Raw genomic sequence first — 6,878 nt, 5'->3', positions numbered from 1 at the left:
ATACCTGTTTCTACAGGCGGTTTAATTTTGGGTTATTCTCCGGTCACACACCCCTGATGTGGAAATGCCCGCTTATTTTACTTTCCTTGTGCGACCGCATGAGTATATTAAGACGCATGAAGCAGTTTACTGCTATAGTTCATCGCGGAGAACCTGAAGAGGGCGGCTTCTGGGCGACTTGCCTGGAAGTTTCAGGGGCTAATGGTCAGGGAGAAACCAAGCAGGAATGTCTGAATAACCTTGGTGAAGCGATTCGCCTCCTGCTGGAAAGTGAACGCGAGGAAGTGTTTCGCCTCGATCCCAAAGCGGAAACGACTGAACTGCTGCTGGCATGAAACGCCGGGTGCTCCTCCGTCATCTCCAAGAGCATGGATGTATGCCCGTGCGCGAAGGGGCCAGTCACTCAATCTGGAGCAATCCACAAACGGGCCGGAAGGAAGCTATCCCTCGGCACAGTGAGATTAAAAAGTTTCTGGCCCGCTCCATTTGCCATCACCTTGCTGTACCCATTCCGCCGGGCGATTGAAGATCGTGATTATTTTATGACTGACTCACAATGGAACCAATTGCTGGCGGTGTTACGGGGCGAAACGTTAGCTCCTCTCCCTACCGGCTTCATCGTTGATTGCCCCTGGTTACCGGGATGGCATGGCGTGCAAATTGCCGAATATCTATCCAGTGAAACCCTTTGGTTTGAAGCCAACCTCAAGGCAATCGAGATGTTTCCCGAAGCCTGGTTCCTGCCGGGATTTTGGTCCGAATTCGGCATGTGTACCGAGCCTTCCGCCTTTGGTTCCAAGTGCAGTTTTCCTCCCAACGAATTTCCTTTTGCCGATAAGATCATCCAAACCGACGCGCAGATGGGCGACCTTAAGCTGCCGGATGTGCGCACGGATGGCTGGTTGCCGTTCATGCTCAACCGCCTCAAGTGGGCGCGCCCGCGCATGGAAGACTTGGGGCACCAGATTCGATTCTCGGTGTCACGCGGTCCCTTGAATGTGGCCACCTTTCTGATGGGCACCACGGAGTTCCTCATGGCGCTGAAAACCGAGCCGGAACTGGTTCACAAAATGCTGCGGGTCATCACGGATTTCCTGAAACAATGGCACGCCCTGCAACGGGAGACGATCCCCACCGTGGATGGCATCCTGATGTTGGATGACATCGTTGGGTTCATGGGCGAAAAAGATTTCCTGGAATTTGGTTTCCCCTACCTTCAGGAACTGTATGCCACGGATGTAAAAGTGAAATTCTTCCATAATGACGCGCCGTGCGCCAAATCCATCAAACACTATCCGGCTCTCGGCATTAACCTGTATAACCCCGGCATCCAGACCCCGCTCGCCGAGATGCGGGCGCTCTGCGGTAATCGCCTGACCATTCTCGGGAATATCCCGCCCCGGGATGTGCTCGCGCAAGGAACGCCTGTGCAAGTGCGTACCGCCGTCCGGAAATTGCTGGCCGATAACCCGGACCATTCCCGTTTGGTTCTTTCCTGCGCCGGCGGCATGCCCATGGGGGTCACCACGGAAAATGTCCGCGCCTTTATGGACGCCGTGCGGAGTTGGTGAGGGCAAACCCGAGGCCGATGAGAGGATTGCACCAACTCCAAACCTGTGCGATACTACTTGGGTCTTTGGGGTTACGGGAAGATATGTTTATCTCAAACTAGACACAACAAAATAGAACTGATGAAAAAGAAATTATTGGTTATTGGAGCCGTTATTGGCGTACTGGTTATGCTTGGTATGGTTGTCACGATGATCTTCCTCGATTCCATCGTGAAGAAAGGTGTGGAAACCGTAGGGCCGCAGATTACCAAAACCGATGTTAAACTCGGCGCAGTGAACCTGTCCATTTTTTCCGGCAGCAGCAAGTTGAAGGATTTTGTGGTGGGTAATCCGCAGGGCTTTGCAGCACCTTCCGTCATGCAGGTTGGGGAAATGAAAGTCGCGGTCGAGGTGGGGTCTCTGCTGAAGGAGGTCATCGTGGTGAACGAATTGATCCTCATCAATCCCGAGATCACGTTTGAGGGGAATCCGCTGGGTGCCAACAATTTTGACACGCTGATGAAAAATGTGGAGGCGGCTACGGGTGCGGCCAATAAACCGGCTGATCAACCCAAGGAAAAAGCAACGGGTGCGTCGAAGAAAATCAAGATTCACGATCTCACCATCAAGGGGGTCAAGGTGAACGTGAACCTCACCGGTTTGGCCAACAAGACGATGACGCTCACGATGCCGGATATTCACATGAAGGATATCGGCACCGATAATAACGGCGCTACGGTGGCAGAGGCTTCCAAACAGATATTTGCCGAAATTTCCAGGGGCGTCTTGAAAGCGGTTACCGATTCCGTTGCCGGTGGCGGCAAACTCGGCAAGGACACCGTGGAGAACGTCGGCAAAAACCTCAAGAGCCTGTTCCGCAAGTAATTCCAATGAGCTTTCAAGCTGCGACTAAGGCGGGCAGGATTTTGGGCGGCTGGCGAGACGCGAGCGAGGCGCATACCCGCAGCGGTCTGTAACGAGCGAGCAACGAAGCCAGCAGCTCAAAAGACCAGCGAATTAGTCTCATCTTGATAGCGATTTGGAATAAGGCTCATCCAGCGGGAAATGACTTACTATCTTTTTCCGACCGGATTATTTGCCCACGCAATACAGTTTGGCGAGGGTGCGAATGAACAGGCTGCCTTGCGCGGCGGCCACGCTGGCGCGGTTTTTTTTGCTCCGATCCATGGGGCTGTCGTCCATGGGGATCGAGGCCAGCAGTTTGAATTCCGCGGGATCGGCCTTCACGACGGAGACATCGCCGTTGTGATTCATCAGGTAGATTTTTCCATCGGCGCCGGTGGGCGAGGCATCAAACACCGTTTTACCCTCCAGCGCGCCGCGCCAAAGTACCTTGCCCGTGGCTGGCTCCACACAGAAGAGCAGGCGTTTCTTGGTGTTTGCCACGTAAAACTTCCCTTCGTACAACAGGGGCGTCGCCACATCCGTGGTCAATTCGCGGTCATCCACTTTCCAGGCTATCGAGGCATCGGGCATGACCCCGTTGCCACCGAGTTTGACCGCACAGATGGGGCCATCCTTGGGTGCGCACGCCAGCGCCACTCCGCCGCCAATCACCGGGGATGGCACCAACCGCCAGCTTTGAATGTGCGTGGGATTCCAAGTGCCCCAGCGCCACAGTTCCTTGCCGGTATCGGGATGGTGGCCGCTGAGGAGGTCCCCGCCCAAGATCAGGATTTCCGCGCGCCCTTGGAACAGGCAGGGGATGGGCGTACTGAATGCCTCGCGAGATTCGCCCACTGCTTCGGTGGGGCGCACCACTCGCCACAGTTCCTTACCGGTCTGGGGATCGAGCGCGAGCAGATACGAATCATTCTGGCCATCGGTGCGTCCGCGCCCATTCACCGGTACATCCCGCTGTAACACCTGCACATACAATTTTCCGTTGTAAAGTAACGGGGAGGAAGAAAAAGTCCATAGAAACGCGAAGGCACCGTAGTCCTTCTGAAGGTTGCGTGCCCAAACCTGGTTCCCCGCCAGATCAAATGCGGCCAGATCCCCTGATCCAAAGAAGAACCAGACCAACCGGCCATCTGTGAGCGGTGAAGCGGTGGCATACGTGCTTTGGTCATCCTTGCCATAGCCAAGACCGGCATCGCGTTCCCAAAGGATTTTGCCCGTCTTGCGGTCCAAGGCCAAGCCAACCAATTTTTGCGTGCTTTTGATGGCGGCAGTGGTGAAAACCCGGTCCTCCCATACGATCGGCGTGGCTGCCGAAGGCCCCGGCATGTCCGTGGCCCAGCGGACTCCTTCCGTCTGACTCCATTGCGCGGGCAGTCCCTTTTCGCTGGTTGAGCCGTTAAAGTTGGGGCCGCGCCATTGCGGCCAGTTGTCTGCTTTGACTGGAAACGACAAAACAACGAAGGCGGCTAATAAATGATGCAGCTTGCGCATGATGGTAAAAATATTATGAAGCAGATGCCCGGAACGCACCGACCCCATACCACATCTTGGCGTGATCAGCCAAAACGCGACGCGTTGGAAATTCCGTACCTAAGCCACTGCTTATCAACGGCCTTCGTTGATGGTGCTTGGTAGGCCGGTTTCCCAACTCTTCGGGTTATTCCATGGCCGCTCGGCGGTATTGCGATGGGCATCCCCTTCCACCGTGCCACACCCCGCTGCCAGCAGAGCTGCCATAGCCAGGAGCATCCAGCTCACTCCCCGAACTAAATGACGCATGGTATTCATTAATACACCACCGCATCGCCTTCCACCACCGGGGTGAGGTTCCACCCTTTCATGATGTAGGCAACGCAAGTATCTTCTTTGACGTCACGAATCTTGACTTTGGAAATCAATTTGCCGTCACGGCCCACGCGCAGCACACCGTTGGGCACAACGCCGTTTTTCGCGCCGACATCCAGCACAACAAATTGCCACTTCGGATCCACGAGCATTACCTTGCCCTTGATGGGGCCCAGCATCGGCACGCCGCGTTCCGGATCATCATCCGTCGGGCGGATCAGGTCGGCGATCTGCGCATCCTTCTTGGCGATCACCAGCACCAACTGATTGCTGATGGCCATGTATGAATCCACTTGGGTCTTAAAGGTTTCGAGCGACGCCATGGTCTCCTTGATTTTCTCCACCGGAATGCCCAAGGCCTTCCACGCAGCCAACTCTTGCAACGCGCTCCCGCGTTCCGCTTTGGCTTTGGCAACGTCATCCTGAAGACCGGCGACCCGCTTTTCCGCCTCGGCTTTGGCGGTGTTGGCGGCGGAGAGCTGATTCTTGGTGCCTTCGTGCGCTTCCTGTTCTTTCTTAAGCTCACCTTGGGTGGTGGTCAATTCGCCTTCCACCTTTTTCTTGGCACTTTGAGTGGCTTTATGGGCCTTTTGCTCTTTGCTGTAATCTTCCTGGAGCGTCACGACCTTAGGTTTGACTTCCTGGAAACCAATATAGGAGGCGACCACCCCTACAATGATGGCCAGGCCTAACGCGATACGTATCAATAACATGTTTGTCCTTTTCGGATTAAACTTTTCGTAAACCTATGATAATTTCAGGCGGTTGTCAATGCTTCTATTTAATTTCTCCAGCCAGCCGCAGCGCATTGCGCAGCGTGCTCTCCGAACGCTTTTCCAACTCGTTGCTAATCGTCCAGTGATAATCCCAAATCAGGTTCTCCGGCTGGCGGATCGAAGGATCCACCAGAATGACCGTCCGTTGAAAGTCGTCCATGAGCGCTTTGTTGGCCAGCTTGGGAATATCCGCCAACAAATGTTGGTAGAGCCGCTGGGCTTCATTCGTATAACCGCGCGCATGCAGCAGGATGAATGCCTCGCGCAATTCCACGTGCCGGCTTTGATTGGCGATGACCTGCCGCAACACCATCACGCCGCAAAAAACCAGCACCGCCAAAAATAAAAATACAAACTGATATCGCCGGAAAAAATTCATAGTGTCCACACGCGTATCAATGAGTGTGTGTACCTGTTGGACGCGCCCGCCCGCCCGTTTCTTCAACCGTAAACTCCGCTAGTTTTCCGCCTCGCCGAGGGAAATGCAGGCAACCACGTTTCGTCCCGCCTGCCCGCTGCGGATCGGGTCGAGGTCCGCGCGATCCCATCCGCTCTGACCTCCGATTGGGTCAAATCTTAAAGAGGTCCACCGCGAACGGATTATCCGAGTGGATGGATTCAACCTCCACGCCATAAGCATCGCGGAAAGCCCGACCGGAGGCACGGCGAGCTGACCATTTAATTTCAAATGCCCGCAGACCGTTCTTGTTTGACGACCAGGTCCACCTCGGACTGCGCCCGCGTGCGCCAGAAGAACAGCTCCGCCGGCGAACCGAGCAGGGCGTTGTGCTTGGCCACCTCGGCGATGCCCCAATTCTCCCATAACGCGCCGATGTCGGGCCGGAATTCCTCCGTCGAATACGCATTGAGCAATGCGTTACGGATGCCGGTATCCCAGAAAAACACTTTCTGGCTCTTGGCGATTTCCTTGCGGGGATTGGTGCTGAAGGAGGGGAGCCTGAAAATCACGAATGTCTGCTCCAGCAAGTCCAGGTAGCGATCCACCGTCGTCGGCGCCATTTGGAGCTGGGTCGCCAGCTCGTTCACCGACACTTCCGCCCCCGCCTGGTGGGCCAGCAGCAGTAGCAATCGCTTGATGAGATCCGGCGTCTTGACCAGCCCGGCCTGAAGCACGTCCTTCCAGAGGTAATCGGAACTCAATTCGCGCAGCAAGCGCGTGGGTTGGTCGCTCGTCACAATTTCGGGGTAGCTGCCGAAACTCAGCCGCTGCATCAGGAAGGACCGCAATTGCGGCGCGAAGTGCTGACACAAGTGCTGGGGGCGACACCGGCGCTGGCCCAAGTCTGAGTGCCCAACGTTTCGGAAAACAGCAGCGGTGGCAAAACCAGCTTCCGGTTGCGGCCGGTGAGACTCTCTGCCGCCTGATCAAGCAAAACCAGCGAAGCGGAGCCAAGCAGGAGGAACTTTGCGGGCAGCCGCGCTTCATGCCAGCCCTTGATGATCCGGGAGGTCTCAGGCAGCCGCTGCGCTTCGTCAATCACCAACACCGCCGGGTTGCCGAGTGAACGCAGCCCATCGCTTGGCTACAAAGCGGCGGCGGCTTGGAACCGAGCCTTGTCCACCTCGACATCGAAATTAAGGAACACCGCTGGCTGCCTCGCCAAAACGTGTTCCACCAAAGTTGTCTTGCCAACGTGACATGCACCAAGAATGACCTCGATCTTGTCGATGGCCAGAATGTCTTTCAACGGCTGTTCTGCTGCTCTCTTAAGTGCTTATCCGCAAATAAAAGTTGCCTTTTTCGCCGTGCTCTGTCAATTTC

At 55.5% G+C, this 6,878-nt stretch carries 10 protein-coding genes; 4 read left to right on the top strand and 6 right to left on the bottom strand.

Annotation, left to right across the window (positions count from 1 at the left end):
- The 4 genes from WCO56_28235 to WCO56_28220 form a co-directional block, all read left to right on the top strand.
- On the top strand, positions 1–335 hold a 335-nt coding region (locus WCO56_28235; protein ID MEI7733493.1), incomplete at its 5' end, for a type II toxin-antitoxin system HicB family antitoxin.
- Positions 332–526 (top strand): type II toxin-antitoxin system HicA family toxin, encoded by a 195-nt coding sequence (locus WCO56_28230; protein ID MEI7733492.1) that lies wholly within the window; start codon positions 332–334, stop codon positions 524–526. The genes WCO56_28235 and WCO56_28230, both read left to right, overlap by 4 nt.
- A gap of 16 nt (positions 527–542) precedes the next feature.
- A complete protein-coding gene (locus WCO56_28225) occupies positions 543–1,571 on the top strand; it encodes a uroporphyrinogen decarboxylase family protein (GenBank protein MEI7733491.1) in 1,029 nt (342 codons plus the stop codon).
- A gap of 120 nt (positions 1,572–1,691) precedes the next feature.
- Positions 1,692–2,435, top strand: coding sequence for a hypothetical protein (locus WCO56_28220; GenBank protein ID MEI7733490.1), 744 nt, complete (start codon positions 1,692–1,694; stop codon positions 2,433–2,435).
- 207 nt (positions 2,436–2,642) lie between these two features.
- Here WCO56_28220 and WCO56_28215 read toward each other — a convergent pair whose 3' ends face one another.
- The 6 genes from WCO56_28215 to WCO56_28190 form a co-directional block, all read right to left on the bottom strand.
- Positions 2,643–3,965: a PQQ-binding-like beta-propeller repeat protein gene (locus WCO56_28215; GenBank protein MEI7733489.1), complete on the bottom strand. Its 1,323-nt coding sequence runs from the start codon at positions 3,963–3,965 to the stop codon at positions 2,643–2,645.
- Positions 3,966–4,079: 114 nt separating this feature from the next.
- Positions 4,080–4,253 (bottom strand): hypothetical protein, encoded by a 174-nt coding sequence (locus tag WCO56_28210; GenBank protein MEI7733488.1) that lies wholly within the window; start codon positions 4,251–4,253, stop codon positions 4,080–4,082.
- A gap of 8 nt (positions 4,254–4,261) precedes the next feature.
- On the bottom strand, positions 4,262–5,032 hold the full coding sequence (locus tag WCO56_28205; GenBank protein ID MEI7733487.1) for a hypothetical protein: 771 nt from the start codon (positions 5,030–5,032) through the stop codon (positions 4,262–4,264).
- Positions 5,033–5,096: 64 nt separating this feature from the next.
- On the bottom strand, positions 5,097–5,474 hold the full coding sequence (locus tag WCO56_28200) for a hypothetical protein (protein MEI7733486.1): 378 nt from the start codon (positions 5,472–5,474) through the stop codon (positions 5,097–5,099).
- 305 nt (positions 5,475–5,779) lie between these two features.
- Positions 5,780–6,328 carry a DUF4143 domain-containing protein gene (locus tag WCO56_28195; GenBank protein MEI7733485.1) on the bottom strand — a complete coding sequence of 183 codons (549 nt, stop codon included), beginning with the start codon at positions 6,326–6,328 and terminating at the stop codon, positions 5,780–5,782.
- Positions 6,328–6,603 (bottom strand): AAA family ATPase, encoded by a 276-nt coding sequence (locus WCO56_28190; GenBank protein MEI7733484.1) that lies wholly within the window; start codon positions 6,601–6,603, stop codon positions 6,328–6,330. Before WCO56_28190 ends, WCO56_28195 begins: the two co-directional genes overlap by 1 nt.
- Positions 6,604–6,878: the final 275 nt, after the last annotated feature.

The organism is Verrucomicrobiota bacterium (assembly GCA_037139415.1).
Taxonomy (GTDB): domain Bacteria; phylum Verrucomicrobiota; class Verrucomicrobiia; order Limisphaerales; family Fontisphaeraceae; genus JBAXGN01.
The sequence above is the reverse complement of the archived record's forward strand: the minus strand, read 5'-3'. Positions and strand labels throughout refer to the sequence as shown.

What these genes read in the sequence shown, in the direction of transcription:
- WCO56_28230 (MEI7733492.1), top strand. Translation starts at nt 332, where the DNA reads ATGAAACGCCGGGTGCTCCTCCGTCATCTCCAAGAGCATGGATGTATG.
- WCO56_28225 (MEI7733491.1), top strand. Translation starts at nt 543, where the DNA reads ATGACTGACTCACAATGGAACCAATTGCTGGCGGTGTTACGGGGCGAA.
- WCO56_28220 (MEI7733490.1), top strand. Translation starts at nt 1,692, where the DNA reads ATGAAAAAGAAATTATTGGTTATTGGAGCCGTTATTGGCGTACTGGTT.
- WCO56_28215 (MEI7733489.1), bottom strand. Translation starts at nt 3,965, where the DNA reads ATGCGCAAGCTGCATCATTTATTAGCCGCCTTCGTTGTTTTGTCGTTT.
- WCO56_28210 (MEI7733488.1), bottom strand. Translation starts at nt 4,253, where the DNA reads ATGCGTCATTTAGTTCGGGGAGTGAGCTGGATGCTCCTGGCTATGGCA.
- WCO56_28205 (MEI7733487.1), bottom strand. Translation starts at nt 5,032, where the DNA reads ATGTTATTGATACGTATCGCGTTAGGCCTGGCCATCATTGTAGGGGTG.
- WCO56_28200 (MEI7733486.1), bottom strand. Translation starts at nt 5,474, where the DNA reads ATGAATTTTTTCCGGCGATATCAGTTTGTATTTTTATTTTTGGCGGTG.
- WCO56_28195 (MEI7733485.1), bottom strand. Translation starts at nt 6,328, where the DNA reads ATGCAGCGGCTGAGTTTCGGCAGCTACCCCGAAATTGTGACGAGCGAC.